The organism is Bacillus tequilensis (assembly GCF_012225885.1).
Taxonomy (GTDB): domain Bacteria; phylum Bacillota; class Bacilli; order Bacillales; family Bacillaceae; genus Bacillus; species Bacillus tequilensis.
Map to the genome: position 1 here is coordinate 2,638,620 of NZ_CP048852.1, position 26,154 is coordinate 2,664,773.

Genomic DNA, 26,154 nt, shown 5'->3' on the forward strand with positions numbered 1-26,154 from the left:
CTGTTTTATGTCCTCCTCGTACTTTCACAAGCCTCTGAATCTTGTTTCATCAGCTTATTCAGCCATTCCTTCAGCTCCTCAGCAGAAGAATAATTCAGCTTTTGATCCAGTTCCATCAGCTGCTGTTTCGCTTGATATGTTTGTGAGTCTGTTAAGTCGCGTTTCTTTACTCCGCTAACTACAGACAGCACACCATTCTCTATTTTAACAAAACCTAGATCAAAAAACACCTTTGTCATGAAATTGATTGTGTCAACGGACCAGCCTTTATGTCTTGCGAGCTCTGAACCGTGTTTTTTTACGTCAAAAGCGCCTCTTTTCAGCAAGAACGCATAATACCATTTGAAGTGGTCTCTTGCGGGAAATGTTGATAAAAAGTGGTCCTCTTGATTGAGAAAAATGAAATATAACCGCTCAGGCGCTTTTCCTTCCAGCAAACGTGCAAGCATGTCCAACGAAGGCGGCGGATCCAGCAATACAATATAGGCGCCATTAAGGTCTAACGCCTTCGCTTGTTCTTCAGAGCTGATGACGTGCACTTCACGGCGAAGTTCTTCAGCCTGAAGAAGTGCTGTTGAGTCTTCTTTGAAAGAGACTATGGCCCGTTTAGCTGATGGAAGGACGGAAACCGTATCTTCCCACATCCGTTTTCCTCTTAAATCAAACAGCTGCCATTCAGAAACAGCGGCATCCTTAATCATAAGCTGCGGCTTTTTTCGATTGTTCCATTCGTTGATTGACATCTCACCGACTATGGAAATTCTAGAGCCCGGTACGATGCCTTCTTCAAGCTCACCTTTATTAAAACCGACGCAATCAAGCTGAGACGACTCATTTCTGACCGTCATTTTGACATGATTTTTATTAGCGCCGATCTTGCGGACATCTTCCAGCACAGCATTTTCTACGAGAACGTGCGGTTTCGGGTTCAGCATGCCGAATGGAGACAGCATGTTCATCTCTGTGATGCTTTCAACTGTAATATCCTCGACACCGCAGACGAGATCGACTTCCTGTACAGGAATAAAATCCTCTTCCGTAAGCGTATTGTCCGCTATTTCATTCAGCCTGTTTCGCAAATCCGGCACATCTGCTGCATTCAGCGTCATCCCTGCCGCCATTGGATGGCCGCCGAAATGAGGAAGAATATCTCTGCATTCAGAAAGGCTCTCGAATAAATTAAAGCCCCTGATGCTTCTGGCCGAGCCTTTAGCAATTCCTCTTTCTTCGTCAATGCCAAGCACAATGGCCGGGCGGTAGAAACGGTCGACAAGCTTTGAAGCCACAATTCCAACGACTCCCGGATTCCATCCGGCTTTGGCCACGACGATTGCAGTTTGCTCGAGACCTTGCTGTTCAACCATTTCAATCGCTTCATCCGTCATTTTGCTGACCATCTTTTGGCGCTCTTTGTTCAGCCGGTCAATTTCTGCGGCAAGCTCTTCCGCTTCAAACGAATCCTCCGACATGAGCAAATGAACGGCGGGATCTGCCTGTTCGATTCTTCCGACAGCATTCAGCCTTGGTGCCAGCTGGAACCCAACTGTTTCTTCGTTCGCTTCTCCGATGTCTCCGCCTGACAGCTTCATCAGCTCTTTTAAGCCCAGCCGATTCGTGCGCCGAAGCCTTTCAAGTCCCAGTGTTGCAATTAATCTGTTTTCATCATGCAGCGGGACAAGATCAGCAATCGTGCCGATTGCCGCCAGGTCAAGCAGTTCATCCGGGAGTTCGCCCAATAAAGCGTGAGCAAGCTTAAACGCCACTCCGACCCCGGCCAGCTCCTTAAACGGGTAGGTGCAGCCCGGCTGCTTCGGGTGGACGATTGCGTGGACATCCGGAAGCTCCGGCCCCGGCTCATGGTGATCGGTAATAATGACATCCAGCCCGAGTTCCTTTGCCACCTTTGCTTCATGCACAGCGGCAATTCCTGTATCAACCGTAATAATCAGAGAGAAGCCTCGTTCTTTTATCGAACGAAACGCCTGTTCATTAGGGCCATATCCTTCCTTAAAGCGGTCAGGTATATAAAAATCAACTTGTGCCGACAGCTTTTGCAGCGTGTGCAGCATCACTGACGTACTGGTAACTCCATCGGCATCATAATCGCCATATATCATAATCTGTTCTTGTTGTGCAATCGCCTGTTTTATTCGCTCTGCCGCTTCTCTCATGCCCTTCATTTCAAAAGGGTCATAAAAATCGGCATCCTTTGTATGCAAAAACAGCTTCGCGCTTTCTGCCGTATCAAAGCCTCTTTTTACAAGCAGGGACGCAACAAGAGGTGTTATATGCAATTGTTCTGTGAGTGATTTGACCTTATCCTGATCTGGTCGCTGGATTTCCCATCGCATTTTTGACGCTAACATAAATTCACCCCTCAACCACCCTATTATACTAGAGCAGACTGAGGGGTTTCAAATATTATTCGAAAACTAGTCTTTTTTCTCAAGTCTGGCTGATGCATCTTGTGTGTCGTTCAGATCAGCAAGCTGAGTATCTTCTTGTTTATGTATTGCCGTTTCGTTTTCTTTCCGCAGCGATTTGATTTCCCGCTTTAATTTCATCACCTGAAAAATGCCGACAGAAAACACGATCAGCGCTCCCATTAAAACTGAGCCTAAAATGACGAGAATAAGCGGCCATTCCGATCTGCCAAACAGGTAATCAACTTCAACCGATCTTACATTAATGACTGCAAAAATAGCGACAATTAAGGTAAAAATAAGTGCGAAAATAATCGTCCATTGTTTATTCATTTTCTATCCCCCAATATTTACTTACCTGAGGTAACTTTCCCTATCAAGACTGGTTTTAAACATGTCCTGACGCTAGGTCAAGCCTCATTTGCGGTTAATTTTTCCCGGATCAGCCTCTTCAGTCTGTTTCTCTCACCGGACATCACAAGGGTGTCGCCCTCATCAATGACTGTATCAGATCCCGGAGGTAATTGTTTTTCTTGATTCTTTTTAATGATCGCAATAACAGTCACATGGTATTCCTGCCCTGCATCCAAATCACCTAGTGTATGACGAATGGCCGGCGCTCCAATTTCCACTTTGAACCATTCTATCATCAAATCATCAAGGGCTGCCTCGACGCTTTCAAGTGCTTTCGGTTTATATACCATTCCTCCGAGAATTGCAGAAATCTGTCTAGCTTCAGCGTCATCAAACTGCACGGAAGCAACACACTCTTCATGATCGTTTCCGTCAAAAATGTATAGCTCTCTCCGTCCGTCATGATGAATGATAATTGAAATTTTATTGCGGTTTCTAGTCACCATTTCAACTTTTCGCCCTATGCCCGGCAGCTCTGATTCGCGAACCCTCATATATAACCCTCCTACATCTCTGAAAACAGTCACAAACACTTTTACAGCATCTATATGTTTAAATGTAAGCGTATGTCATTATAGCAAATGCCCATTTTAAGTTCAATGAAACTTCAAAAAACAGGCTGCCCCGAAAAGGACAGCCTGATATTTTTTACTGCGCCGAATCTTTTTTCAGTTCTTTTCCTTTCCATGCAAGCCAAATTTGCGCTGCAATGTAGAGAGAGGAATAAACGCCTGTTAACAGCCCAATCAATAAAGCAATTGAGAAGTTGGTAATAGATGATGCTCCAAAGATCAGCAATGTCACAACAACAATTACAACAGTTAATACAGTGTTAATAGATCGTGTAAAGGTTTGCTGCAGGCTCAGGTTTACAATGTGGTTCAGCTCGGCAAATGTTTTCGGCTTGCGCTTTTTCATATGCTCCCGAACCCTGTCAAATGTAACGATAGTATCGTTAATGGAATACCCGATAATTGTCAGAATGGCGGCGATGAAGGTAACATCTACCTCAAGCCTTGTAATGCTGAAAAACGTGACGATGAAGAATGCGTCATAAAGCAGTGAAGCGATTGCGGCAATGGCCATTTTGTATTCGAATCGGATCGAAACGTAAATGATAATGCCAATAGAAGCGATAGCAACTGCATAAAGCGCATTTCTCGCCAGCTCTTTACCGACTGTCGGTGAAACTGTGCTGACATTCGGCTCTGATCCGTATTTGTCTTTGAAATACGTTTTGACTTTTGCAATGGTTTCTTTATCCGGCACCCCGACAAAACGGGCAACGCCGACATTGCTCTTTTCGCCTGACAGAACAACGGTATCAGGATCCATGCCCAGAGATTGAAAGTCCTTCTCCACCTGCACTGTCGTCAGCTTATGGTCGCTTTGCACTTCAATCCGCGCGCCGCTCGCAAAGTCAATGCCAAGATTCAGCTTGAACACAAGCAGGATAATAATCCCGGCAATCGTAACAGCGCTGGAGAAAATAAAGAAATATTTGCGCTTGCTCGTGAAATCCCATTTTCGGAACGGTGTATGCGGCTCTGTATTTTCGTCCGTATCTTGAATATTCATAATATGTTTCTTATTGACGCCAAACCAGCCTTTTTTCCGATCAAGCCATCTGCTTTCCACTAGGAGAGCGAGAAGAAATCTTGATAAGAAAACGGCCGTGATAAAGCTTGTCAAAATCGACAGAATCAGCATCGTCGCAAATCCTTTAACAGAGCTTGTCCCAAAGAAAAAGAGCACAGCCGCTGCAATAATCGTTGTAATGTTCGCGTCAAAAATCGTTGCAAATGACCGTCTGTTTCCTGAGCGGAAGGCAGAACGGACAGACTTGCCTAGCTTAAGCTCTTCTTTAATCCGCTCATAGGTGATGATGTTGGCATCAACAGCCATCCCGACCCCTAAAATGAGTGCGGCAATTCCCGGAAGCGTAAGTACAGCATTCATCCAGTCAAAAATCTGAAGTGTAATGTAGATATAAACTGATAGCGTAATCACCGCTATAAATCCCGGCAAACGGTAATAGAAAAGCATAAATAAGAAAATAATTGCGATACCGACAATACCGGCAAACACCGTATCATGAAGCGCCTGCTGGCCAAATTGTGCGCCTACTGATGTTGAATATTTTTCAGTCAGTTTTACAGGAAGCGCGCCGGCGTTTAAAATACTGGCTAAATCTTTTGCTTTTTGAGCTGTGAAATGTCCTTCAATTTTTACATCAGTTGTATTTAGTTCCTGACTTACATTTGGAGCGGATACAAATTTAGGATGCTCTTTTTTAACTTCTTTTCTAAAGGAGTCTCCCTTTTCGTAATCCATCCAAATGACAAGCTGGTTGTTTGGCGCCATCTTCATGACCTTTTTGGTCACTTCGCCGAATTTATCAGCGTCTTTCAGTTTGATGGTGACAATCGGTTCGTTTGTTGTGCTGTCGTATGTTTGTTTAGCTCCATTTTCAACAAGATCAGCACCGTTCAGCAGTTCCTTATCATTCGCATCTCTGAAAGAAAGCTGCGCTTCAGTCGCCAGAATTTCACGCGCTCTGTTTTGGTTTGTCACACCAGCAAGCTGAACGCGAATCCGGTTATTTCCTTCAATTTGGATGTTCGGTTCGCTGACACCGAGGACATTGGCCCTGCGGTTCAATGCCTCTACTGTGCTGACCAGAACGTCTTTTGTGATTTTGTCACCTTTTTTTACGGGCTGTACATCATACAGCACCTCAAATCCGCCTTGCAAATCCAATCCTAACGTAATATTGTTCGCAGCAGGCTTCGTCAAGTAGCCCAAGCCCGTGCCGATCAATAATACGAAAAGGAAAAACGCAATCAAGCGTCCTTTTTTCATTATGTATATCCTCCCTTAAACCTGTGCGAATCGATCTGCTATCTCAGCAGTTCTTCCAATGCTTCCTGTCCTTCTTCACTGCCCAGCCAATTAGACGTTTTGAATGACTCAACGGTTGCATAGTTCATAAATTCGCCAATTTTCACTGATAAGATATCGCTCGTCATTTCATAAATGTGCAGTTCCGTTTTCTTTTTCCACTTCTTATCTGTTAAGTATGACCACAAACTTTCGAGTTCAACATCATCATACCCGAGAATCTTAAACTCTTCCAGTTTGCTGTAAAGAAACGGCCTGACGTGGTCTTTATATAGATCCGCGGGATGCTTCTCCACGATTCCACGCTCCTTTTTTATTGTTTTTCAAGAAGACTTGTCATGCTTGGACGACATATACGCATATCTTTATTGTATATGATTACAGGTAGTTTGAGAAGGCAGGGGGTAAAAATGGCGAAACAGACGTTTTTAAAGGGCACTCTTATCCTTATCGCAGCAGGAATGGTGACAAGAATGCTCGGGTTTGTCAACCGGGTGGTTATCGCCCGTTTTATCGGTGAAGAAGGAGTCGGGCTTTTCATGATGGCTGCGCCCACCTTCTTCTTGGCCGCTACATTAACTCAATTCGGTCTGCCGGTCGCGATCAGCAAGCTTGTGGCTGAAGCCAGCGCGCGCGGAGATCATCAAAAAACGAAAAATATTTTAGTTATGTCTCTGACCATCACTGGAGTGCTCAGCCTGATCTTTACACCGCTGTTTCTGTTTTTCGCCCCGGTTATGGCTGAAACGATGCTGACTGATAAAAGAACACTGTATCCGCTTCTGGCCATTACACCAATTGTGCCGATTATCGCCATATCGAGTGTGCTGAGGGGGTACTTTCAAGGAAAACAGAATATGAACCCGCTTGCTGTCTCCCAAGTCCTTGAACAGGTGATCCGCATTTCACTCGTCGCTGTCTGCACAACGATTTTTCTCCCTTATGGAATTGAATATGCCGCAGCAGGAGCAATGCTATCCTCAGTAGCAGGAGAGCTGGCATCACTTCTTTATTTATTCGTTTGCTTTAAATATAAAAAGACCATTAAAATCAGAAAACATTTTTTCCAGTCTATTAAAAACGGAAAACACACCTTTACCCAATTAATGAGCGTTTCCCTTCCAACTACCGGGAGCCGCTTTATCGGCAACCTCTCTTGGTTTTTCGAGCCGATTGTCGTCGCCCAAAGCCTTGCCATCGCAGGAGTGGCGACAGTTGCCGCCACAAAGCAATATGGGGAGCTGACCGGCTTTGCCATGACCCTGCTGACTCTGCCCAGCTTTATTACATATTCTTTGTCGACCGCGCTGGTTCCTGCGATCAGTGAAGGAATGGAACAGAAAAAATTGCAGGTGGTGGAATACCGCTTGGAACAGGCCATGCGTCTTTGTCTGCTCAGCGGAGGCATTTCAGTTGTCATTTTATTTGTATTTGCGGATGAGCTGATGACGGTGATGTACGGCTCCTCAGGCGCAGCTGTATTTATAAAAGTGATGGCTCCGTTTTTTCTGCTTTATTATTTCCAAGGCCCTCTTCAAGCAGTACTGCAGGCGCTTAATTTAGCAGGAGCGGCGATGATGAACAGCTTAATAGGAGCACTTGTCAAAACAGGCCTTATTTTTGTCCTTGCCACCAGGCCGTCTCTCGGTATCATGGGCGCGGCATTAGCTATTGTGACAGGCATGGTGCTCGTGACGCTGTTGCACGCGGCGACCGTAAGCAAGGTGCTGCCGATCAGCATCAAAATCAAGGAGTACGCACTCAGCTTCGCCGTTATTGTGATTTCTGGATTTATCAGCTCTGCCATCAAACAATCTGTAAGCTTTGGGTCGTCCGAAGCTGTGAATGTCGCCGGGTGGATCGCAATGAGTGCATTAATCTATATTATCCTCCTGCTCGTTTTCCGTTTAATTAAAAAAGATGAGCTTCGCCGCATTCCTATTATCGGACGGCTGATCATCCGCTAAAGGTTACGTGCGGCGCCCATCTTTTTCGTCAATAAATAACTTTCCGTCAGTAAACGAGCAAAAGGAAATGTTTGAAGGATTGGAATATCCGTGTTTTCGTAGCTTTTCATACAGCCACTGTTTGTCTTTGCCGATTCTGGACAGGTTTTCGGTTTGAATGGATCCGTCTATAATGAGCGGCATTTCGAGCTGCCGATGCTCTCCGCTGTTTTCTTTCTTCACTACAGTCAGCTTGCCTGACGGCTCTAAAATGGCAAATGATACGTCAGCTACTCTATCGACATTATTTTCTCTGAGCTGAACGATTAAATCATCAAAATTATACCGCTGTGATTTCATGGCAGCTTCGTCTATTTTTCCATATTTAATAATAATCGTCGGCTTTCCGTCAAGGAGCTGGCGGACTTTTCGGTTCTTTAAGGATAAATAGGCAAACGTCACTTGAATCAGCATTAACACAAGCATTGGCAAAATGGTGTGAAACAGATGGTCCTCTACGTTTTCTATGGCTAAAACGGCAATTTCAGCCATCATGATAAAGACAACGAGGTCTAAAATGCTAAGCTCTCCGATTTCCCGTTTACCCATTAAACGAAAAATAACCAGGATGACAAAATACAATACGATTGTGCGAAACGTAATAGTGAGAAGCTCTTCCATGATGCACCTCCGACTCATCATAGGATGCTACAAAACGAACAATTTATGTAAAAACCAATCGTATTTCATAAAGCTTTTACGTCTAATTCATGAGAGGAGGGAATACATTTTTACAAAGACGAGCCATCAGCATATCTGGCGGCTTAGAACAGAAGCCTTTTAATACAGGCAGAGAGGAGACATTCATGGAGGAAACAAAACAAGTTGGAAAAGGCATTCTATACGGCTTAATTGCCATTTTCTCAGCCATGCTCTTAACGAGTTTAGCAGTTTCCCTGTTACTGACGGCAACCTCGCTTGAAGAGTCATCATTCAACTGGCTGATCAACGCTATCTCATTTCTTTCTTTATTTATCGGCGGGTTCATTTCGGGCGGGAAAGGGAAGGAAAGGGGCTGGATGATCGGGGCAATGACTGCCTTAAGCTTTTCTATGATTATTTTGTTGTTTCAGTATTTAGGATTCGGAAAGACTTTTACAGCGGAGCAGCTTCTTTTTCATCTTGGATTTTTAGGAGTCTGCATGCTGGGCGGGATTTTTGGCGTGAACATGAGGGGAAACAGGTCTTCCACATAAAAATAAGAGCGGGATCACCCGCTCTTTTTTGTTTGCTATGTACAGCTCCTGCTGTTATTCAGCAGCAGAAACTTCTCTGATCGCGCGTCGGTCGAATGTAAGACGTGTGTTATCTCCAGTCTTAATGACGACTTTGCTTTCGTCGATAGAGTCAACAGTGCCGTGCAATCCCCCGATTGTCACCACTGAATCGCCTTTTTTCAGTTCCTCCTGCATTTGGCGTACATTCTTTTGCTGCTTTTGCTGAGGACGAATCAGCAAGAAGTAAAGAACCGCAAACATTAAAATAATAGGAACCAATGTACCTAAAGTGCCAGTCATAATTTTCACCCCTTTCTGTAAGCCAGTTTTTCATTTTTATTTTAGAAGCTTTTCGCATTTGGCTTATTGTAGCCGTAACGCTCAAAGAACTCTTCTCGGAAATCACCCAGACGATCCTCGCGAATAGCCTGTCTCACCTGCTCCATTAAGTGTAACAGAAAATGAAGGTTATGGTAAGTTGTTAATCGAAGGCCAAATGTTTCATTGCAGCGGATCAAGTGTCTGATGTACGCGCGAGTGTAGTTTTTACATGTATAGCAATCACACTCTTCGTCAATTGGACGGAAGTCTCTTTCGAATTTCGCATTTTTCATATTGAGACGGCCTTCAGCAGTAAAGACTGTGCCGTTTCTTGCAATCCTGGTAGGCAGCACACAGTCAAACATGTCGACCCCGCGGATTGCTCCGTCAATCAGCGCGTCCGGAGAACCGACTCCCATCAGATATCTCGGTTTATCCTTCGGCAAAAGCGGTGTTGTAAACTCAAGCACACGGTTCATGACATCCTTCGGTTCGCCGACAGATAATCCGCCTATAGCATAGCCCGGAAAATCAAGGGAAATCAAGTCCTTCGCGCTTTGTGTGCGCAGATCTTCATATTCTCCGCCTTGTACAATGCCAAACAGCCCTTGCTCATCCTGACGGCTGTGGGCATTCAGGCAGCGTTCCGCCCAGCGGCTTGTCCGTTCAACTGACCGTTTCATATAATCGTACTCTGCCGGATACGGCGGACATTCGTCAAACGCCATCATAATGTCAGATCCGAGTGCGTTTTGGATCTCCATCGCTTTTTCCGGAGATAAAAACAGCTTGTCTCCATTTAAGTGATTGCGGAAATGGACACCCTCTTCCTCTATATTACGAAACTTGCTTAAAGAAAAGACCTGAAAGCCGCCGGAATCGGTTAAAATCGCGCGGTCCCAGTTCATAAATTTATGGAGCCCGCCCGCTTCCTTGACAATATCTTGTCCAGGGCGGAGCCATAGGTGATAAGTGTTGCTTAAAATGATGCCCGCATCCATTGCTTTCAGCTCTTCAGGTGACATCGTTTTGACTGTCGCCAGTGTGCCCACAGGCATAAACACCGGCGTTTCAAAGGAGCCATGAGGCGTATGGACTTTTCCCAGACGCGCTCCTGTTTGTTTGCATTCTTTTATAAATTCATAGCGTATTGGTTGTTCAGCCACTTTTGATGAGGCCTCCTGTTCTCAAATTATAAAATCAGCATCGCGTCTCCGAAGCTGAAGAAACGGTATTCCTCTTCCACCGCATGATGATAAGCGCGCAAAACGTTTTCTCTTCCCGCAAGCGCGCTGACCAGCATAATCAGGGATGATTTTGGCAAATGGAAGTTTGTAATCATTCCGTCAATGGCTTTAAATTCATAGCCCGGATAAATAAAAATAGATGTCCAGCCGCTTGATGCTTTAAATTGTCCGTCATGTTCCCCGGCAATTGTTTCAAGCGTGCGTGTTGATGTCGTGCCGACAGATATAATCCGTCCGCCATTTTCCCTTATTTTGTTTAAGGCTGCGGCCGTTTCTTCTGACATTTGATAAAACTCCGCATGCATATTGTGCTCTTCCACGTCATCGGCACTCACAGGGCGAAACGTTCCAAGACCTACGTGCAAAGTGATGAACTCAATTTGCACACCTTTGTCTTTCAGTTGCTGCAAGATTTCTTCTGTGAAGTGAAGGCCCGCAGTAGGCGCGGCCGCAGAGCCGATTTCTTTAGAATATACAGTCTGATAGCGCTCTCTGTCATCAAGCTGTTCTTTAATATATGGCGGGAGCGGCATTTCTCCAAGGGATTCCAGCACCTCGTAAAAAATACCGTCATACTGAAATTCCATTTTTCTGCCGCCGTGCTCAAGCTCTTCCGTGCAAATTGCCTTCAATCTTCCGTCTCCAAATGTGACAACGGTGCCTTTTTTCACCCGTTTCGCCGGTTTCGCAAGTGTTTCCCAATTGTCACCGGTTTCCTGTTTCAACAAAAGCAGTTCCACTTTCGCGCCGGTATCCTCTTTTGTCCCGAATAACCGCGCAGGCAGCACACGGGTATTGTTTAATACAAGACAATCTCCTTCTTTAAAGAAGCTGATAATGTGTTTAAACGAGCTGTCAGTCAGCTCTCCTGTATGTTTATCAAGCACCATCAGCCTTGAAGCATCACGCTGCTCCAATGGCACTTGTGCAATTAAACGTTCCGGTAGTTCAAAATCAAATAAATCGACTTTCATGATGATTTCACCTTTATCCTAGTCTTTTGTTATTTCATTCTGCCGAAAAGATTAAGCAAAATTGATAATACCACACTTATGATAATACAAGTGACAACCGGGAAGAAAAATGTGACATTTCCTTTTTTCACAAGAATATCTCCCGGCATCTTGCCGACAAAATGCAAAACTGCTCCAATGATAAGCAAAACAGCACCAAGAATCATAATGATCTTAGGGAATTCAGTCATATCGGGGAGCCTCCATTTGGAAATGATGGTAAACGGCCGGTGTCACGATCCTTCCCCGCGGCGTTCTTTGGATAAAACCGATTTGCAGAAGATATGGTTCGTATACGTCCTCAATCGTATGCGGTTCCTCGCCGATCGTGGCTGAAATGGTATCAAGACCAACCGGGCCGCCGTTAAATTTTTCGATCATGCCCATCAGCAGCTTGTGATCAATATGATCCAAACCGAGACGGTCAACTTGAAGCCGCTCCAGCGCATCCTGCGAAATCTCTTCCGTAATCCGGCTGTCACCCAGCACCTGAGCGAAATCACGAACCCTTCTCAGCAGGCGGTTCGCTACGCGGGGCGTCCCTCTCGATCTCCTCGCGATTTCGAGAGCAGACGGCTGATCAATCTCAACCTCGAATACGTCAGCCGTTCTTGTAACAATATCCGCCAGCTCTTCTTGCGTATAGTACTCAAGGCGAGACATTACGCCGAATCTGTCTCTTAGCGGTGCCGTCAAAAGCCCTATCCTCGTTGTGGCGCCGACCAGCGTAAAAGGCGGAAGATCGAGCCTGACAGAGCGGGCGGAGGGGCCTTTGCCAATGACAATATCGAGACAAAAGTCTTCCATCGCCGGGTAAAGCACCTCTTCAATCGATCTGTGAAGCCTATGTATTTCATCAATAAATAATACATCTCCCGGCTCCAGCGCCGTTAATATGGCAGCCAAGTCACCAGGTCGTTCAATCGCAGGTCCTGATGTCGTCCGCAATTCCACTCCCATTTCATTGGCAACGATGGAAGCGAGAGTCGTTTTTCCGAGTCCGGGCGGCCCGTACAGAAGAACATGATCCAGCGTCTCCTGCCTCATTTTTGCTGCATCGATAAACACGCGCAAATTTTCTTTCACCTTATGCTGCCCGATATACTGGGCCAGATTTTGCGGTCTCAGGCTTTGCTCTATCACTGATTCATGGTTGTCTGCTTCACTAGAGACGAGCCGTTCATCCATGAACATCACCTTACTTCAATAGTTTTTGTAATGCTTTTTTTACATATTGGTCTGTTGTCAGCCCAATGTCCTCTTTTAAGTGAGGAAGCACCTTTTTGATTTCTTTTTCAGCATATCCGAGAACCCTGAGGGCCTCCAGCGCTTCTTCGAGAGCCGTTTCCGCTGTTTGCTTTTCAAGCCTTTCTTCATGATTAAACAGATTTTCAATCATTTCAGGCACAACATCGGCAAGCTTTCCTTTTAAATCAAGGATAATCTGGCGAGCGGTTTTCTTTCCTACACCAGGAAACTTGACCAAAAAGGCTTCATCCTCATTTTCAATCGCTTGGATAACCGCTCCCGGATCCCCTGAGCCCAAAATGGCGAGTGCACCTTTTGGACCGATTCCTGTCACGTTTAACAGCTTTGTAAAGAGCGCTTTCTCCTCTCTTGTTGAAAAACCGTAGAGTGAAAAAGCATCCTCTCTGATATGATGGTACGTAAAAATCGTTTCTTGGCTTCTCTCCTTATATATAAACGGATTCGGCGTGAAAACCTGATAGCCGATGCCGCCGTTCTCTATCACAATATATTGGGGAGATACATAATCAATCGTCCCTTTAACAAATTCGATCACGCAAATTCACCTCTTTGACTGTTCTTCATTGTACCATAAAAACAGTCAAAGTCTTATAGAAAAGTTAACATACGTTCGCTTCTCTCATTCTTACACGAAAAAAAAGACATGAATACATGTCTTCAATCAGCAGACGTTACCCGCTGTATGTCTTCATATGTTCTATGACATCCTCAAACTCCGCTTTTGTCCGAAATGGAATGCCTTTCAGAAGATTTTTTTGCATATGGCTTTCCAGCCTTTCTAAATCAATTTGAAAAAAAGACTGAATCGGTTCGGAAGCTGACTCAGGCCGGCCATGAAAAGTGGAAATCACTCCATTATCCGATACACCGATATACCCGTTCACCTTGCTGAGCGGAGAAATATCATCCATTTGTTTCCGGAAGAGCACATAGCCCTTTTTTTGTTCAACAAGCGTCCAGCCGGCATAAGCTGCCCAAAAATCATCCATAGAAAGCACTTTTTCATCCTTATGCTCAATGCTGACATCGCCGTCCAAATACACTTTCTCAAGCTGCACATGCACCTGCAGCGGTTCATAGTGCTCCACTTCCGCCCCAAGTGCGCTGGGCGGAGCACCTATTAGACATGCTGCGGCTGAACAAAGAATGCCCAGGAAAAGATACGCCGTGCTAAATCGTTTCACCCTCTACACCTCTTTGCACACGTTTATGACTAGTTTGACCAAAGAGGCTACTGCTTAACCGTTTTCTCGAAATTTGTTTGTATATTTTCCCTGACAAGCCGTTCCTCCTTATATACATCGGCGCTTTGCTCTGAAACCGTCAAAAATTGCGTCAGAAAAGCACTGAAAAAATACAATGCTGCAAAAATCCAAATCACACCGCCTGCACCGAGCGGCCCAATGAAAAGACTTACGATGCCCGGCGCAATAAACGCACATAAACCAGATCCAAGGTTCAACACTGACATGGCAGCGCCCTTATTATCAGGGGCAAGCGTTGGCAAAAGCGCGCTTAATGGCACGTAACCGGCCAATGCCGCGCCGTAGCAGCAGGCGATAATCATCAGGACCCAATACTGATGCCCGATCAACTGAGGCGTGTAATAAAGCGCCAGCGTGAAAATGCCGCACCCGACACCGCCAAACCACATCACGGTATTGCGCCAGCCAAGTTTATCTCCGACTGCACCGAAAATGATATTAAACACGATATTCACAAAAAACAGCGTCCCCCATATTTGCAGCCATTCTGACACAGAATATCCGTAATGCGCTAAATAAGTCGGGAGAAAGATGGCAAACCCAAATTGTCCTATGGCATTAATCGTCTTGACCACTCCGCCGACACCGACTTTAGGGTTTTCAAACATAATTGTAAATGCCTTGGACAGTTCTTTCCATTTTGGCTGATCTTGTTTTTTTACAGGTGTAAATTTATCTTTGTTAATAAATAGAGCGAGGAATCCGCCTGCCGCTACAAACAGCAAAGCGCTCCAAAGTGTATTGATTTCTCCAAATGCCGGGACCGCATAGCTGGAATAGAACGGCCCGAGCACATTAAGGCCGCACGTAAACATAAACCAGAACCAGCCGACGGCTTTTCCGAGAATTTTTTGAGAGGTGCTGTATGACACCCATACGAGAAACGAGTATGCAAACAGCGGATATCCCAAGCCTCTAAGCGCATAGCTGCCTAAAAGAGCCGGATAAGACATATGAGGAATCGCCCAGCCGATAAATGCGGCCGAACCGAGGATGAAGGCAAGTAAGCCGACGGTCATCGTTTTTCTCGGGCCCCATGTTTGAACAAACGTGCCCGAAAGCCAAGCCGAGATGGTGACAGCAATGCCGTACATGGTAAACAATGATGCGGATTGCTGCATGCTGAGACCATGATCTACGAGAAAAGGAGACAGCCAGCCTTGTTCAAGTCCGTCTCCAACCATAAAGATGACAACGCCAATGTAGCCCCAAACCATGTGAGAAGGAATTCCGATTTTGTTCAACACATTTCCCTTAGCATGAGCTGTATTCATGTTCTCCACCGCCTACTTTTTTTCTAAAGTATCAACGGAGATTCTATACCCAAGCCTAGCGAATTATAATCCTGTTTGGTCAAAAAGCGATTTTTTCAGTATGCTCAATACTGACAGGCATGCCAAAAGCAAGCGACTGCTGCGCCGCTCTGGCGATCCGTTCCGCCTGAATACCGTCATTGCCCGTGCAGGCAGTTTCCTGGTTTGTTGCGATCGCTTCTGCAAAACGAAGAATTTCCTCTTCATACGCATCCTTATAACGTTCAAGGAAGAAGAAATGCGGTTTATCTTTCAGAACAAAATCAGCGGTTGATACTTCGACTGTCGTCGGCCTGCTGTTGTCCGCCGCTGCCGAACCTTTCGTCCCGAAAACCTCGACCCGCTGGTCATATCCGTACACAGCTTGGCGGCTGTTGTCAATGACAGCCATGGCACCGTTTTCAAAAGTCAGTGTAATGACAGCTGTATCAATATCACCCAGTTCCGCAAAAGTAGGATTCACCAGAGCCGCCCCTTTTGCAAACACTTCCTTTACTTCGCTTCCCATAATATACCTGGCCATATCAAAATCATGGATTGACATATCCATAAACAAGCCGCCTGAAGTACGGACATAGTCTATATTTGGGGGTTCTGGGTCCCGTGACGTGATTTTTAATAAATGAGGCGTACCGATTTCACCATTTTCAACCATCGTTTTGATTTTCTTAAAATGCGGATCAAAACGGCGGTTAAATCCGACTTGAAGTGCAACCCCGTGTTTCCGGACGGCCGCAAGCGCTTCTTTTGTTTCGTCCAGAGAGAAACTGACAGGCTTCTCACAAAAGATATGCTTTTTCGCCTCGGCAGCTTCTCTGATCATTTGCGCATGTACGACTGTCGGTGAGCAAATCAAAACAGCGTCAATATCAGGGTCTTGTAATACATCACGATAATCAGAGGTTATGTATTCAACCTGATGACTGTCGACCCAGCCTTTTATCCGGCCTTCCTGAATATCAGATACCGCTTTTATTTTCATATGAGGAATCCGGCGTATATTTTGAACATGAAGTTTGCCGATGCGCCCTGCACCGATAATCCCTGTCACAATCTGCTTTGTCATGGCTTGTTCCTCCTTGAATATTTACGAAAGCGCTTTATTTAAAATTAATATTATCCCATTTGTAAGCGCTTTTCAAGAATGGAAATGACCGCCCAATGTCTCTTTTATCACAATTAATACTTATAGGTAGCCTTCTTCTTCAAGACTAGATACACTAGAATTAGGCTCTTTTTCCTGAACAGTTTATGATTTTCCTATAAACAGCTGCATAAAATTGAGCAAAGAAGGTGAATGAAATGCTGACAAAAGCAGAGGCACTGGCCCATTCAGTCATATACCGCAAGAACAGCAGATTTGATAAAGTCAAAGAAAAATCCGAGGAATTAACACTCATCGGCAAGGGAAGAAGCGCCTATGTGTTTGCCTTAACAGAAGGCGATCGAAAAATGGCGCTGAAAGTATTTTTTCCGGAGTATCAAGCGACAGCTGTCAAAGAAGCCGCGATCTATGAAAAATTAGCCGGGTCCGCATTCTATCCTGACATTTATGAAACTGGTGATTCATATATTCTCATGGAATATATTAAAGGTGAAACCTTTTATAATTGTCTGAAGAAAGGCATTGCGATCAGCGATGACATGATTCAGCAGGTTGAAGGAGCGCTTTCTGATGCCCGTGCGGCCGGCCTGAACCCGTCAGACATTCATTTGCGCAATCTGATTCTGACAGAAACCGGAGCGGTGCGGGTGATTGATGTTGCGAGGTTTGATCAGACAAAAACGTGCACGCAGTGGGAGGATTTAAAAGCTGCATATCATGCACTCTACAAAAAACCGATATTCCCCAAAAAGATTCCGGGTTTTTGGCTGGAGATGATCGCATTTTTATATAAAAAAGATTGGTTCCAAAAGCATTTCGCTCAGCGGAAAAGAAAATATTCTTAATTCGAAAAGGCAGCCGCTTGAAGCGGCTGCCTTCGTCCATGTTTTTTTACTTTCTGACGGCAGAAATCAGTTTCATTTGTTCAGGCGACAGCTTAATTCGATAACCTCTCACAGTTAAGCAGACCGTTTCAGAGTCCTTTTCGCTGGAATGACAATATATTTTCTCCATTTCTGTCTCCCCTCACCCTTTTTTTATTTCATCATACCAGCATTTTATTGAGGAAATTTTAAGGAAATGTAAAGATAGCATGAACCCGATATATAAGAAAAAAGGGAGCGAGTCAGATCAATACACGCACTAAAATCCCGCTTATCATGTTAGCGTTTTTGATATTCTTCTGAGGCGCCGCCTATTGGATGTTATTTTCACTGAAAAACGTCCCGAAAGGAAATATCGTCCAATCGGTTGAATCGCCGGACGGCAGCTATACGTTAAACATTTTTGTATCCCAAAATACCTTGAGCTCAGATGCGGCCAGAGGTGAACTTGTGAATGAAAAAACACTCGTCAAGAAAACCATCTACTGGAATTATCCGGACAGCAGCCCGGCAGTTAAATGGATCAACCGCAATACAGTGAAAATCGGCAATCAAACTTTACATCTTGATACTGATGATACGTATGATTGGCGGAAGGATGACCATTGGATCCGCGAAGAACCGCCGCAGGCATGAATGAGATGAATGCAACTCATTAAATCCGTTTCCAATTGATCCTGAGCGCTTTTCGTTATTGCTAAAGATTTTATTACAATTGCCATCTGTTTGGCCTCTGCAGAAAACCGCGGCGTAATCAATACGCTGCGGTTTTCTTTTTCTCTCCCTTTTCTTATTGGTCATTACCAGTCATATAATGTGACAAATCGATTGTGGAAATAGTTCAATTAGCCCAAAATTCTTTTTATACATGTATTCGAAATGAAGTGAGGAGGAAGATAAATGGAGGATTTTGTTACCAATTTAAACGCGGTCTTATGGAGTACCCCCGTCATTTATATTTTGTTAGGTATAGGATTAACCTTTTCTATTATGACACGCTTTTTACAAGTCAGGCATTTGAAAGAAATGATTGTTCTGATGTTCCAAGGAAAGAGCTCTGAAGCCGGCGTTTCTTCTTTTCAGGCATTATCAATTGCGCTGTCCGGGCGAGTGGGGACAGGAAACATCGCAGGTGTGGCGACAGCAATCGCATTCGGCGGACCCGGTGCGGTGTTCTGGATGTGGGCGATTGCCTTTATCGGTGCGGCGAGCGCATTTGTTGAATCTACTCTTGCCCAAATTTACAAAGTGAAACAAGACGGCCAATATCGGGGCGGTCCCGCTTACTATATAGAAAAAGGCATAGGCATTAAGTGGTTTGCCGTCTTATTTGCCGCTGCCGCTCTTATTGCAATGGCCCTTCTGATGCCGGGCGTACAGTCCAATTCCATAGCAGCCGGCGTCCAAAATGCATTCGGTATTTCTCCTGCCATCACAGGCTGTATTCTCGTTTTATTATTAGGGTTTATCATTTTTGGCGGTGTCAAGCGAATTGCCAATGCCGCACAAATGATTGTTCCGTTTATGGCCATTGGCTATATCCTTCTTTCTTTAGTCATTATTGTCATGAATATTTCTGAATTGCCTGCTGTCATCTCATTGATTTTCAAAAGCGCTTTTGCATTAGATTCCGCTTTTGGCGGTCTGATCGGCATGGCGATTTCGTGGGGTGTAAAACGGGGCGTTTACTCAAACGAAGCCGGCCAAGGAACAGGCCCGCATCCGGCAGCGGCTGCAGAAGTTTCCCATCCGGTCAAACAGGGGCTTGTTCAGGCATTTTCTGTTTATATTGACACCTTATTTGTATGTTCAGCTACGGCTTTCATGATCTTATTTACCGGCATGTACAATACCCAGGCTGCAGATGGTTCCTTTATCGTTCATCACCTCAAAGGCGTAGAGGCAGGCCCTGGTTTCACTCAAGCGGCCATTGACAATGTTCTTCCCGGATTAGGTGCAGGCTTTGTTGCCATCGCTTTATTCTTCTTCGCCTTTACAACAATTATGGCATATTACTACATCGCAGAAACAAATATTGTCTATTTAGCCCGAGGAAAAGAAAGCAAATGGGCAATGCTTGGCTTAAAGCTGATTATTTTAGCCGCGACGTTCTATGGAACGGTGAAAACCGCTTCACTTGCTTGGGCATTAGGCGATGCGGGGCTTGGCATTATGGTATGGCTGAATGTCATCGCCATTGTGATGCTTTCAAAACCGGCGTTGCTTGCCTTAAAGGATTACGAGCGCCAAAAGAAGCAGGGCTTAGATCCGGTCTTTGATCCGAAATCGCTGGGCATCAAAAACGCTGATTTCTGGGAGAAAGAATATATCCCGAAAAATGAACGTGTTTCTTAACCATAAAAAACCGGCCCGATATGACATCGCGCCGTTTTTTTATGAGCGGTAATTGGTATACACTTCTTGAACATCATCGTCTTCTTCAAGGATGCCGATCAGTTTTTCCAGCTTCTCAATAGCCTGATCATCGGCATCTGCAAAGGTTTTCGGAAGCATGGCCACCTCCGCCGAAGAAATTAAATGCTTCGATTCGAGAGCTGTTTTGACCTCTTCAAAACGCTCGGGTTCTGTTAATACCACATATTGGTCTTCTTCCGTCTGCAGCTCTTCTCCCCCTGCTTCCAGCACATCCAGCATGAGCTCATCCTCTTCTATCGGCCGTTCTGTACGGTCAATTGCAATGACGCCCCACCGTTCAAATAAAAAGGCTACACATCCGCTTTCTCCCAGACTTCCGCCATTTTTATTAAAAGCTGCCCGTACATTTGACGCCGTTCGGTTTTTGTTATCTGTTACACATTCAACCATCACGGCAATCCCTGATGGACCATAGCCTTCATATGTGATTTCCTCATAGCTGTTTCCATCTTGGCTCCCAGAGGCTTTTTGAATAGCTCGGTCAATATTTTCATTCGGCATATTGGCGCTTTTGGCTTTCTCGACGACAAGGCGTAATGCTGAATTTGCTTCTGGATCAGCTCCGCCTTCTTTTGCTGCCACATAGATTTCTTTCGCAAGTTTCATAAAGATTTTTCCGCGCTTGGCATCCTGTGCATTTTTTCTTTTTTGTATGTTTTTCCACTTGGAATGGCCTGCCATGTTTTCACCTTCTTTTATTTTTTCTATGTACACTGTAATGGGTACTGCTCGCTGGTGTAAAGAGAAAGGCCGCCGAATATCACTTCCGGCAGCCTTTCATCGTTAGCGGTTGTTCATTTTATGAAGCTTTGTGAACAGCCCTTTATCTGTAGACACTTGGACGTCACGGCCATTCGCATAGTTGCGTGCCGCTTTTGTGACATTGTCCCTATCGGACTTTGTGAAATCTGCGTGGCTTCTGACTGCGATAACCACTCGGTCGTCCGTTACCATAACTTGTGCATCATTGACGTTTTTCACTTGTTTCACACGGTTGGCAATTTTTGCAGCCAGTCTTCTGTTTTCCTGATTGTCATATCCGTTGTCCGTCACGTTCCGATTCATGTTTCTGTTATTCGTGTTGTTATATGTTCCGTCAGTTGCCAAAGGAACACGATCGTCTGCAGTCACACGATCGCGGTTATTCACATTCGTGGTGTTGTTTCGGTTATTGCCGTTTCGGTTATCGTCGTTTTGGTCCTCCATTAATTCAGAAACAGGACCATCATGGTCGACTCCGTCTCCGCGTCTGTCAGCGTCATTTTCATTTGTATAATATCCGATTGGACGGGTATTGCCGTTATTGCGAGTATCATTAAGAGCGTTATCGTTTGCTCCGCATGCCGTTAAGCCTGCTGTCATTAAAATTAAGCTTGCAATCGTCATTTTTTTACCCAATGGAAAAACCCCCCGTGGACGAATTGAGCATGTTTGCTCGTTTTTATCATGTGCGTCCAAGGGGCATGTTAAGCGTGTCAGTTCTCTCCATTTAACAGTGAACTGCTCCGAAATAAAAAAAGGAACGATTTACATCGTTCCGGACAATCACTCATTTTCTTCTTCCGGCCGGCCAAACATTTGATTTACAGAGGGCTGATTCGCCATTGGCATAGAAACGCCGGCCGCATATGGATTTGCCCCGCCGTAAGGCATGTTAGGAGTTCCATAAGCTCCGGGTGCCGAATAATATGGCTGATGACCATCGTCACAGCCGCAGTCATCATGATCTTTGTACGGCATAAATCCCGGGGACACAGCAGGCTGATTTGCTCCCATCACCTGAGGAGTGCCGTAATAAGAGCCATATGGCATATGACCATACGGAGATCCATAAGCCGGAGATGCGTATTGAGGCGCTCCGTAAGAACCGTAATGCCCGTGATGCTGGTTTTCAAATTCACCAGGACCATACTCAGGCGATACAAAACTCGGCTGGTAGCCAAAAGGCTGGTGCATTGGATAAGCGTGTACCGGATAGTACGGGCAGCATAGCCCTGACCCCGGAAGAATCGGTGAAACAGGAATCGGGCACGGCATGAAATGAGCAGGATAATGAAAATAAGGCTGAACAACCGGCATATTCGGAACTGTGTGATGAACATTTTCTTCTTCTATACCGCCTACCTCTGGCGCCTTTGGCATATTAGGCATATTCGGATAATTTGCATTTTCCATATTACTCATAGCCTCCTGTTGTGGAAATTGGTCTTGCATGTGATACATATGATCCATATTTCCGTCATGATGTTTTTTCGGCTCCTCCGGTTTAGGGGGCGACCAAGGCTGGAAAAGCTGTTTCATATCATAATAATCGTTCACATCAGCTTCAGGATACACATTTTCCTGCAAGTTAGGCATCGGCGGGACATACGGCACAGACATCTTTTCTTTCGGCTTTATGTCCTCTACGTCGACAACGGATTTAGGCTTCTCTTTCGCAAATGGATGTTCGTGCTTCACATTTCCGGCCGCCGGACTTTTGCCCGCTTTTGGCTCTTTTCTGACCGGGACACCTTCAGACGGCACTTTTATTTTCATTCCAGGCATGATTAAGTCTGGATTGCTGAGCTGTGTATTAAGCTTCTTTACTTCCTCAATATCAACTCCGTACTTTTCAGCTATTTTCAAGAGCGAATCGCCTTTTTGAACGATATGGATTTTCAACGTTTTCCCCTCCTATGCAAAACGTGAACAGTTCAGCTGTGATTACAATATGTTTCTTCACAACATATGCCTGAACAAAAGAAGTTATGAGTACAGGAGGGGAAATATTTCTGATTTAGGTGATCGCAAGCATCCGATTCAGAGCAAGGAGGGCATCTTGCTGAATGGCTTTTGGCACCTTGATTACGCCTGAAGGTTCTTCTTTTTCTATTTGTTCCAAAGACCACAGCAAATGCGGCAAATCGATTCGATTCATTGTCAGACACGGGCACATGTCAGGATTGAGTGATTCGATTTGTTTATCAGGGTGTTCGTGAATAATCCGCTGAACAAGATTCATTTCGGTTCCGATTGCCCACTTGCTTCCCGCCGGAGCTTGGTTAATGGTATCGATAATATACTTTGTTGATCCGCTGTCGTCACTTAGGGTCACGACTTCATGGGAACACTCCGGATGCACAATGATTCGAATGTCAGGGTCACGCTCTCTCACATCATGAATATTGTCAGCGGTGAATTTTTCGTGGACAGAACAATGCCCTTTCCACAAAATCACTTTCACATTCTTATGCTCAGATTCAGTCATTAATTCCTCTTTTACCGGATCCCACACAGCCATATCCTCAAGCGCGATGCCCAGATCACTAGCCGTATTTCTTCCTAAATGCTGGTCAGGCAAAAATAAAATTCGTTTTTTCTGTGTAAATGCCCAATTAAGCACTTTTTTCGCATTCGAAGAAGTTACAGTCGCTCCGCCATGCTTACCGACGAAAGCCTTGATCTCCGCAGTGGAGTTCACATAAGTTAAAGGTATGATCGTATCACCGAATATATGCTGTAGCTTCTCCCACGCCCTATTAGTCTGCTGCATATCCGCCATGTCAGCCATAGAACAACCCGCTCTCATATCAGGAAGGATGACTGTTTGTTGCTCCCCTGTCAGCATATCAGCGGTCTCTGCCATAAAATGCACACCGCAAAATACGATATACTCCGCTTCTTTATTTCTTTCCGCAATTTGAGCCAGCTGCAGGGAATCGCCTGTTTGGTCAGCAAATTGTATTACTTCGTCCTTTTGATAATGATGCCCTGGTATAAAAAGCCGGCTGCCAAACTTTTTCTTAATGGCAGCAACACGCGTTTCCATATCCTTTCTTGATAGTCCTTTATAATCTTCGGGCATGATATCAATGGATTGTTTTATCATATCAAGAATTGACATAATCACATTCCTCCACAGATTTATTTGATAATGCAACATCCATGCTGATATCTAAACTTTTGACGGAATGAGTCAGAAATCCTAATGAAATATAATTTACGCCCGTCCCTTTAAAAGCAGGCAAAGATTCTAACGTAATTCCGCCCGAAGCTTCAGTTTTTATATGATCCGGTGTGAGATTTGCAAAATGGCGGACCGTATCAGGCGGACAGTTGTCAAACATAATAACATCTGCGCCTGCTTCAATGGCTTCCCGCAGCTGTTCCTCCGTTTCAATTTCCACCTCGATATTTATCATATGCCCGGCGGCTTGACGCGCTTTTTCGCACGCCTTTAAAATTGATCCGCATGCTGCAATATGGTTATCTTTAATCATAATGCCGTCATACAAGCCGAATCGATGATTATACCCGCCCCCCGCTCTGACAGCGTATTTTTCCAGCATTCTCAGCCCAGGTGTTGTTTTTCTCGTATCACAGATTTTAATCTTTTCATCATCCAGCCTGCGAACAGCTTCCCTTGTCATCGTTGCAATTCCTGACAGCCTTTGAATAAGATTCAATACGACCCGTTCTCCTGAAAGAAGTGCTGCCGCAGGACCGCGCAACACGGCAATCACTTCACCTTTTCGCAACATCTCTCCATCTGTTTTGTGTAAAACAGCTTGCACATTTCCGTCTAATAAAGCAAAGCCTTCTTTTATCACCGCAGCTCCGGCAAAGATGCCGTCAGACTTTGCAACAATTTCCGCTTCACAGCTCTGTCCCCTAAAGATAGCCTGCGATGTTAAATCCCCCGTCCCTATATCCTCAAGAAAAAAGTGATTCAGCCATTTTTTCAGCTGTAAATGATTCATTTTTCCCAATCCCCTCGTTTTTTCTTATCTTCGTTCCTTTTTTTGTATGGACAATTTGTCTTCCTTGCCAGTGCACATCAGCTTGAGGAAAATCGGTGCGGAAGTGAGCCCCTCTGCTTTCCTCCCGCAAAAGCGCAGAAAAAGTCATCAGCTTTGCAGTTTGCCATAAATGAGAAAGTTCCAGCTGCCGGATTGTGATATCCTTCACGTTCACTTTTTGAAAAGGCAGTGTATGAAGCCAGATGCTCAGTTCAATCAGACTGCCTTTTTCTCGCAAGATAGACATGTGGCTTGTCATTCTGCTTTTCAATTCATACACCTCTGTATTCGGCACCTTATAGGGTAAGCTGGTTTCAGATGATGGATATCGCCGGTTATAAACGGGCTTTCGCATAATATGCTCTGCTGCTCTTTTTCCAAACACAAGCGCCTCCAATAAGGAATTGCTCGCAAGCCGGTTGGCTCCGTGTAAACCGGTGCATGCGGTCTCGCCAATTGCATAAAGTCCCGGCACTGACGTTTCCCCCCAGCGATTAACTGAAACACCACCCATCAAAAAATGCATTCCAGGTGCCACAGGGATTTTTCCGCTTTGAATATCAATCCCTGCTTTTTCACAAATAGCGGTGATCGTTGGGAAACGCTTTTCGAAATCAGAAATCGTGCTGCAATCGATATAAACGCGGTTTCCTTTTGACATTTCTTCATGAATAACCCGTGAAACGATGTCTCTTGGAGCCAAGTCACCTAAAGGATGCCGTCCAGCCATAACCCGGCGGCCCTTTTCGTCTGCTAAATATCCGCCTTCTCCTCTGACAGCTTCTGAAACAAGCCCATAGGAAACACCATTTTTCACAAGCAATGTCGGGTGAAACTGAGTAAACTCTAAATCCGTCACTTCCGCTCCGGCACGGAAAGCCAGAGAAAGGCCGTCACCTGTGACAGATGGATCATTCGTATGGTGAAGAAACAGGCTCCCGCATCCGCCGGTCGCCAGCACAACTTCATCCGCATATCTAACTTTGATCTGCCCCCTGCTGTCTTTTGTCATAACGCCGATACAGCGTCCATTCTCTATAAGCAAATCTGCTGCTGTTTCATGCTCAATTAACTTGATTTTGCTCTGGATCTGCTTCAGCAAATAATCAACAAGCACTCTGCCTGTTGCGTCTCCGCCTGCATGAAAAATACGATTGTATGAATGGGCTCCTTCTCTGCCAAGACATACATCGCCTTGTTCATTGCGGTCAAATGGAAATCCACGCTGCAACAGGTTTTGAATCATGTATTTCCCATCATGTAAAACGGCTTCTGTCATAGCTTGATCATTATGTCCGCAGCCTGCATATAGCGTATCCTCCAGATGGGCTTCAATCGAGTCACCTTTTGCATAAGCCGCAGCGATCCCGCCTTGCGCATAAACAGAATTGCTGTTTTTGGCACTTTTCTTTGTGATGACAGTCACTTCGTATGAGGGCGGGAAAGCTGATGCTAAGGAAAGTGCCGCCGCCCCTGAACCGATGACTGCAATCGTCTTTTTAGACATATGTCACCCTCCTGTTGTTTACACCTGTCTTGACACATATATTTACACAAGG

Annotated in this window: 27 protein-coding genes; 5 read left to right on the forward strand and 22 right to left on the reverse strand. The window is 45.0% G+C overall.

The genetic code is table 11. The features are described from left to right. Positions 1-5: 5 nt before the first annotated feature. The 5 genes from recJ to comN form a co-directional block, all read right to left on the reverse strand. Positions 6-2,366: a single-stranded-DNA-specific exonuclease RecJ gene (gene recJ, locus G4P54_RS14110; protein WP_167872987.1), complete on the reverse strand. Its 2,361-nt coding sequence runs from the start codon at positions 2,364-2,366 to the stop codon at positions 6-8. 66 nt (positions 2,367-2,432) lie between these two features. Beyond that, complete coding sequence (locus tag G4P54_RS14115; RefSeq protein WP_167872988.1) at positions 2,433-2,756, reverse strand: LapA family protein; 324 nt, start codon at positions 2,754-2,756, stop codon at positions 2,433-2,435. A gap of 77 nt (positions 2,757-2,833) precedes the next feature. Then, positions 2,834-3,331, reverse strand: coding sequence for a cation:proton antiporter regulatory subunit (locus G4P54_RS14120; protein WP_167872989.1), 498 nt, complete (start codon positions 3,329-3,331; stop codon positions 2,834-2,836). A 154-nt stretch (positions 3,332-3,485) separates the two neighbouring features. Beyond that, positions 3,486-5,699, reverse strand: coding sequence for a protein translocase subunit SecDF (gene secDF, locus G4P54_RS14125; RefSeq protein ID WP_167872990.1), 2,214 nt, complete (start codon positions 5,697-5,699; stop codon positions 3,486-3,488). Between the two features lie 38 nt (positions 5,700-5,737). Then, complete coding sequence (comN, locus tag G4P54_RS14130) at positions 5,738-6,034, reverse strand: post-transcriptional regulator ComN (protein WP_019259048.1); 297 nt, start codon at positions 6,032-6,034, stop codon at positions 5,738-5,740. Between the two features lie 114 nt (positions 6,035-6,148). Here comN and spoVB point away from each other — a divergent pair, with 114 nt between their 5' ends. Next, positions 6,149-7,705, forward strand: coding sequence for a stage V sporulation protein B (gene spoVB, locus G4P54_RS14135; protein ID WP_167872991.1), 1,557 nt, complete (start codon positions 6,149-6,151; stop codon positions 7,703-7,705). A 3-nt stretch (positions 7,706-7,708) separates the two neighbouring features. Here spoVB and G4P54_RS14140 read toward each other — a convergent pair whose 3' ends face one another. After that, on the reverse strand, positions 7,709-8,365 hold the full coding sequence (locus tag G4P54_RS14140) for a DUF421 domain-containing protein (RefSeq protein WP_024714885.1): 657 nt from the start codon (positions 8,363-8,365) through the stop codon (positions 7,709-7,711). 185 nt (positions 8,366-8,550) lie between these two features. On the opposite strand from G4P54_RS14140, the gene G4P54_RS14145 reads away from it, so the two are divergent. Then, on the forward strand, positions 8,551-8,940 hold the full coding sequence (locus tag G4P54_RS14145) for a TIGR04086 family membrane protein (RefSeq protein ID WP_024714884.1): 390 nt from the start codon (positions 8,551-8,553) through the stop codon (positions 8,938-8,940). A gap of 54 nt (positions 8,941-8,994) precedes the next feature. On the opposite strand, the gene yajC is transcribed toward G4P54_RS14145, so the two are convergent. The 9 genes from yajC to iolG form a co-directional block, all read right to left on the reverse strand. Further along, positions 8,995-9,261, reverse strand: a complete 267-nt coding sequence (gene yajC / locus G4P54_RS14150) for a preprotein translocase subunit YajC (RefSeq protein ID WP_024714883.1) — start codon at positions 9,259-9,261, stop codon at positions 8,995-8,997. Between the two features lie 41 nt (positions 9,262-9,302). Continuing rightward, a complete protein-coding gene (gene tgt / locus G4P54_RS14155) occupies positions 9,303-10,448 on the reverse strand; it encodes a tRNA guanosine(34) transglycosylase Tgt (RefSeq protein ID WP_167872992.1) in 1,146 nt (381 codons plus the stop codon). 26 nt (positions 10,449-10,474) lie between these two features. Next, positions 10,475-11,503 carry a tRNA preQ1(34) S-adenosylmethionine ribosyltransferase-isomerase QueA gene (queA, locus tag G4P54_RS14160; protein WP_024714881.1) on the reverse strand — a complete coding sequence of 343 codons (1,029 nt, stop codon included), beginning with the start codon at positions 11,501-11,503 and terminating at the stop codon, positions 10,475-10,477. Between the two features lie 29 nt (positions 11,504-11,532). Then, the gene (locus tag G4P54_RS14165) at positions 11,533-11,733 is read right to left on the reverse strand and encodes a DUF2905 domain-containing protein (RefSeq protein WP_167872993.1); all 201 of its coding nucleotides are present in this window, start codon (positions 11,731-11,733) and stop codon (positions 11,533-11,535) included. Then, positions 11,726-12,730, reverse strand: a complete 1,005-nt coding sequence (gene ruvB / locus G4P54_RS14170) for a Holliday junction branch migration DNA helicase RuvB (RefSeq protein ID WP_167872994.1) — start codon at positions 12,728-12,730, stop codon at positions 11,726-11,728. Before ruvB ends, G4P54_RS14165 begins: the two co-directional genes overlap by 8 nt. Positions 12,731-12,740: 10 nt before the next feature. Then, positions 12,741-13,346, reverse strand: coding sequence for a Holliday junction branch migration protein RuvA (ruvA, locus tag G4P54_RS14175; RefSeq protein ID WP_024714879.1), 606 nt, complete (start codon positions 13,344-13,346; stop codon positions 12,741-12,743). A 136-nt stretch (positions 13,347-13,482) separates the two neighbouring features. Next, positions 13,483-13,995 (reverse strand): sporulation cell-cell signaling protein BofC, encoded by a 513-nt coding sequence (gene bofC, locus G4P54_RS14180; RefSeq protein WP_024714878.1) that lies wholly within the window; start codon positions 13,993-13,995, stop codon positions 13,483-13,485. Positions 13,996-14,042: 47 nt separating this feature from the next. Next, the gene (locus G4P54_RS14185) at positions 14,043-15,350 is read right to left on the reverse strand and encodes an MFS transporter (protein WP_167872995.1); all 1,308 of its coding nucleotides are present in this window, start codon (positions 15,348-15,350) and stop codon (positions 14,043-14,045) included. Positions 15,351-15,429: 79 nt separating this feature from the next. Continuing rightward, entirely contained in the window at positions 15,430-16,455 is a 1,026-nt protein-coding gene (gene iolG / locus G4P54_RS14190) for an inositol 2-dehydrogenase (RefSeq protein WP_167872996.1), read from the reverse strand. A gap of 236 nt (positions 16,456-16,691) precedes the next feature. Between iolG and G4P54_RS14195 the strand changes: the two genes are divergently transcribed. Then, positions 16,692-17,339, forward strand: a complete 648-nt coding sequence (locus G4P54_RS14195) for a phosphotransferase (RefSeq protein ID WP_167872997.1) — start codon at positions 16,692-16,694, stop codon at positions 17,337-17,339. A gap of 46 nt (positions 17,340-17,385) precedes the next feature. Here G4P54_RS14195 and G4P54_RS14200 read toward each other — a convergent pair whose 3' ends face one another. Then, positions 17,386-17,508: a hypothetical protein gene (locus tag G4P54_RS14200; RefSeq protein WP_167872998.1), complete on the reverse strand. Its 123-nt coding sequence runs from the start codon at positions 17,506-17,508 to the stop codon at positions 17,386-17,388. Between the two features lie 188 nt (positions 17,509-17,696). On the opposite strand from G4P54_RS14200, the gene G4P54_RS14205 reads away from it, so the two are divergent. Together G4P54_RS14205 and G4P54_RS14210 are read left to right on the forward strand one after the other, a co-directional pair. Further along, positions 17,697-18,014, forward strand: coding sequence for a DUF5412 family protein (locus G4P54_RS14205; RefSeq protein WP_167872999.1), 318 nt, complete (start codon positions 17,697-17,699; stop codon positions 18,012-18,014). A gap of 264 nt (positions 18,015-18,278) precedes the next feature. Continuing rightward, positions 18,279-19,733 (forward strand): alanine/glycine:cation symporter family protein, encoded by a 1,455-nt coding sequence (locus G4P54_RS14210; protein ID WP_167873000.1) that lies wholly within the window; start codon positions 18,279-18,281, stop codon positions 19,731-19,733. Between the two features lie 39 nt (positions 19,734-19,772). Here G4P54_RS14210 and G4P54_RS14215 read toward each other — a convergent pair whose 3' ends face one another. The 6 genes from G4P54_RS14215 to nadB all read right to left on the reverse strand — a co-directional run bounded on the left by G4P54_RS14215 (position 19,773) and on the right by nadB (position 26,102). Beyond that, positions 19,773-20,495: a YebC/PmpR family DNA-binding transcriptional regulator gene (locus G4P54_RS14215; protein WP_167873001.1), complete on the reverse strand. Its 723-nt coding sequence runs from the start codon at positions 20,493-20,495 to the stop codon at positions 19,773-19,775. Positions 20,496-20,597: 102 nt separating this feature from the next. Then, complete coding sequence (gene sgpA, locus G4P54_RS14220) at positions 20,598-21,212, reverse strand: spore germination protein SgpA (protein ID WP_024714872.1); 615 nt, start codon at positions 21,210-21,212, stop codon at positions 20,598-20,600. A 147-nt stretch (positions 21,213-21,359) separates the two neighbouring features. Further along, positions 21,360-22,478 carry a spore coat assembly protein SafA gene (gene safA / locus G4P54_RS14225; protein ID WP_167873002.1) on the reverse strand — a complete coding sequence of 373 codons (1,119 nt, stop codon included), beginning with the start codon at positions 22,476-22,478 and terminating at the stop codon, positions 21,360-21,362. Between the two features lie 115 nt (positions 22,479-22,593). Continuing rightward, on the reverse strand, positions 22,594-23,700 hold the full coding sequence (gene nadA / locus G4P54_RS14230) for a quinolinate synthase NadA (RefSeq protein WP_167873003.1): 1,107 nt from the start codon (positions 23,698-23,700) through the stop codon (positions 22,594-22,596). Beyond that, on the reverse strand, positions 23,687-24,556 hold the full coding sequence (gene nadC, locus G4P54_RS14235) for a carboxylating nicotinate-nucleotide diphosphorylase (RefSeq protein WP_167873004.1): 870 nt from the start codon (positions 24,554-24,556) through the stop codon (positions 23,687-23,689). Before nadC ends, nadA begins: the two co-directional genes overlap by 14 nt. Further along, complete coding sequence (nadB, locus tag G4P54_RS14240; RefSeq protein WP_167873005.1) at positions 24,510-26,102, reverse strand: L-aspartate oxidase; 1,593 nt, start codon at positions 26,100-26,102, stop codon at positions 24,510-24,512. The genes nadC and nadB overlap by 47 nt, the downstream gene beginning before the upstream one ends. Between the last annotated feature and the right edge of the window lie 52 nt (positions 26,103-26,154).

Coding starts and splice junctions, on each gene's coding strand:
- recJ (WP_167872987.1), bottom strand. CDS start 2,366: ATGTTAGCGTCAAAAATGCGATGGGAAATCCAGCGACCAGATCAGGAT.
- G4P54_RS14115 (WP_167872988.1), bottom strand. CDS start 2,756: ATGAATAAACAATGGACGATTATTTTCGCACTTATTTTTACCTTAATT.
- G4P54_RS14120 (WP_167872989.1), bottom strand. CDS start 3,331: ATGAGGGTTCGCGAATCAGAGCTGCCGGGCATAGGGCGAAAAGTTGAA.
- secDF (WP_167872990.1), bottom strand. CDS start 5,699: ATGAAAAAAGGACGCTTGATTGCGTTTTTCCTTTTCGTATTATTGATC.
- spoVB (WP_167872991.1), top strand. CDS start 6,149: ATGGCGAAACAGACGTTTTTAAAGGGCACTCTTATCCTTATCGCAGCA.
- G4P54_RS14140 (WP_024714885.1), bottom strand. CDS start 8,365: ATGGAAGAGCTTCTCACTATTACGTTTCGCACAATCGTATTGTATTTT.
- G4P54_RS14145 (WP_024714884.1), top strand. CDS start 8,551: ATGGAGGAAACAAAACAAGTTGGAAAAGGCATTCTATACGGCTTAATT.
- yajC (WP_024714883.1), bottom strand. CDS start 9,261: ATGACTGGCACTTTAGGTACATTGGTTCCTATTATTTTAATGTTTGCG.
- queA (WP_024714881.1), bottom strand. CDS start 11,503: ATGAAAGTCGATTTATTTGATTTTGAACTACCGGAACGTTTAATTGCA.
- G4P54_RS14165 (WP_167872993.1), bottom strand. CDS start 11,733: ATGACTGAATTCCCTAAGATCATTATGATTCTTGGTGCTGTTTTGCTT.
- ruvB (WP_167872994.1), bottom strand. CDS start 12,730: ATGGATGAACGGCTCGTCTCTAGTGAAGCAGACAACCATGAATCAGTG.
- G4P54_RS14185 (WP_167872995.1), bottom strand. CDS start 15,350: ATGAATACAGCTCATGCTAAGGGAAATGTGTTGAACAAAATCGGAATT.
- iolG (WP_167872996.1), bottom strand. CDS start 16,455: ATGACAAAGCAGATTGTGACAGGGATTATCGGTGCAGGGCGCATCGGC.
- G4P54_RS14195 (WP_167872997.1), top strand. CDS start 16,692: ATGCTGACAAAAGCAGAGGCACTGGCCCATTCAGTCATATACCGCAAG.
- G4P54_RS14200 (WP_167872998.1), bottom strand. CDS start 17,508: ATGGAGAAAATATATTGTCATTCCAGCGAAAAGGACTCTGAAACGGTC.
- G4P54_RS14205 (WP_167872999.1), top strand. CDS start 17,697: ATGTTATTTTCACTGAAAAACGTCCCGAAAGGAAATATCGTCCAATCG.
- G4P54_RS14210 (WP_167873000.1), top strand. CDS start 18,279: ATGGAGGATTTTGTTACCAATTTAAACGCGGTCTTATGGAGTACCCCC.
- G4P54_RS14215 (WP_167873001.1), bottom strand. CDS start 20,495: ATGGCAGGCCATTCCAAGTGGAAAAACATACAAAAAAGAAAAAATGCA.
- nadA (WP_167873003.1), bottom strand. CDS start 23,700: ATGTCAATTCTTGATATGATAAAACAATCCATTGATATCATGCCCGAA.
- nadC (WP_167873004.1), bottom strand. CDS start 24,556: ATGAATCATTTACAGCTGAAAAAATGGCTGAATCACTTTTTTCTTGAG.
- nadB (WP_167873005.1), bottom strand. CDS start 26,102: ATGTCTAAAAAGACGATTGCAGTCATCGGTTCAGGGGCGGCGGCACTT.